This window comes from bacterium endosymbiont of Bathymodiolus sp. 5 South (assembly GCF_900128535.1).
GTDB lineage: Bacteria > Pseudomonadota > Gammaproteobacteria > PS1 > Pseudothioglobaceae > Thiodubiliella.
Genome location: NZ_FQTR01000231.1, coordinates 1 through 2,112, shown reverse-complemented (window position 1 = coordinate 2,112; position 2,112 = coordinate 1). Strand labels below are relative to the sequence as shown.

The window sequence follows — 2,112 nt, the reverse complement described above, 5'->3', positions numbered from 1 at the left end:
CAATATTGAGATATTTTTTAATAGCGATAGTGCAAAGCAATTTACTCATCAATATTTTGTAAAAACTATAGTGTCAAATGTAGGTAAATAATGAATGTGATATTAAAAAATTTAGTAGAATACAAAATAAATATTTCAAGATTTTAGGAAAGCAATTATGAAAGCAGTAATATTGGCAGGTGGTTTGGGAACGCGTCTGAGTGAAGAAACAAGTGGTAAACCGAAACCAATGGTAGAGATTGGTGGTAAGCCAATATTATGGCATATTATGAAAATGTATTCTGCACATGGTATCAATGATTTTGTGATATGTTGTGGTTATAAAGGTTATATCATCAAAGAATACTTTACTAATTATTTTTTGCACCAGTCGGATGTAACTTTTTGCATGAAAGAAAACTCTATGGAAGTACACGAAAAGAGAGCAGAGCCATGGACAATTACTTTAATTGATACAGGAGAAAACTCTATGACAGGTGGGCGATTAGGCAGAGTTTTGGAATATGTAAAGAATGAAGATGCTTTTTGTTTTACTTATGGTGATGGTGTTTCAGATGTTAATATTTCAGCATTAATTGATTTCCATAAACAGCATGGGAAAGATGCTACATTGACTGCAGTTTATCCACCTGGGAGGTTTGGTGCATTAGATATTCAAGATAATCAAATTACCCAATTTACTGAAAAGCCAAAAGGTGATGGCGCTTTAATTAACGGTGGATTTTTTGTATTATCACCTAAAGTTTTAGAGAGGATTTTTGGAGATGACTGTATATGGGAGCGAGAGCCATTAAAAGGTTTGGCAGAAGATGGTAGCCTAATGGCATTTACACATGAAGGCTTTTGGCAACCAATGGATACATTGCGTGATATGCGGTATTTACAAAGGCTTTGGGAAGAGAGTAAAGCGCCATGGAAAGTTTGGTAAATGACAGCAATTGATAAGGACTTTTGGCAAGGTAAGCGTGTTTTTTTAACAGGTCATACTGGCTTTAAAGGAAGTTGGCTTTCTTTATGGTTGTCATCACTTGGTGCACAAACAAGAGGATATGCACTTACCCCGTCAACATCACCGTCATTGTTTCACGAGGCAAAAATAGACTCAATAATTGACTCTCAAATTGGTGATATTAGAGACCAACACTCGTTACACAAGAGTATGACAACATTTAGTCCTGATATCTTAATACATATGGCAGCACAACCGTTGGTGAGGTATTCTTACGATGCGCCTATTGAAACTTATGAAGTGAATGTGATTGGTACGGTCAAGGTACTGGAGGTGGCGAGAAGTTGTCCTAATTTAAAAGCCATTGTGAATATTACCACAGATAAATGCTATGAGAATGATGGACGCACTCAAGGTTATAAGGAAGATGATACTATGGGCGGGTATGACCCTTATAGTAGCAGTAAGGGCTGTGCTGAATTAGTTACCTCATCTTATCGCCGTTCTTTTTTACAAGACCAAAGTATAGGGCTTGCTTCTGTGCGAGCAGGCAATGTGATTGGCGGTGGTGATTGGGCCGATGATAGGTTAATTCCAGATATTTTGAGGTCATTCGAGCAGAATAAATCGGTTGTTATTCGTAGTCCTAAAGCCACACGACCATGGCAACATGTTTTAGAGCCATTATCAGGATATTTGATTTTGGCACAGAAACTTTACGGGAATCAAAAAAAATACGCAGAAGGTTGGAATTTTGGACCAAACGATAACGATGCTAAACCTGTAGATTGGATTTTAGATAAAATGACTTCCAAGTGGCCTAATTCTAGTTGGGAAATTGATAAAGATTCTAATCCATATGAAGCAGGTTTTTTAAAGCTAGATATTTCAAAGGCTAAATCTAGGCTTGACTGGAAGCCTGTGTGGAAATTAAGTCACACATTAGAAAAGATTGTTGATTGGCATAGAGCTTTTCTGAATAAAGAAGATATACAAGTTGTATGCTTAGCAGAAATTGAAGAATATACAAAAGATATGGATAAATGAAAACTACTGAAGAATTAAGGTTAGAAATCGCAGAACTTGTACAGGAGTTTGCAGATTTAAAATACACGGAAAAAACTTTTAAGCCAGGTAGGAGTGTTGTTCCGCCATCGGGAAAA

Annotated in this window: 2 protein-coding genes; both read left to right on the top strand. The window is 36.6% G+C overall.

All coding sequences use genetic code 11. From position 1 onward, the window contains the following. Window positions 1-157: 157 nt before the first annotated feature. Window positions 158-928, top strand: a complete 771-nt coding sequence (rfbF, locus tag BBROOKSOX_RS10360; RefSeq protein ID WP_139661690.1) for a glucose-1-phosphate cytidylyltransferase — start codon at window positions 158-160, stop codon at window positions 926-928. Then, the gene (gene rfbG, locus BBROOKSOX_RS10355; RefSeq protein WP_139661687.1) at window positions 929-1,996 is read left to right on the top strand and encodes a CDP-glucose 4,6-dehydratase; all 1,068 of its coding nucleotides are present in this window, start codon (window positions 929-931) and stop codon (window positions 1,994-1,996) included. Window positions 1,997-2,112 lie beyond the last annotated feature (116 nt).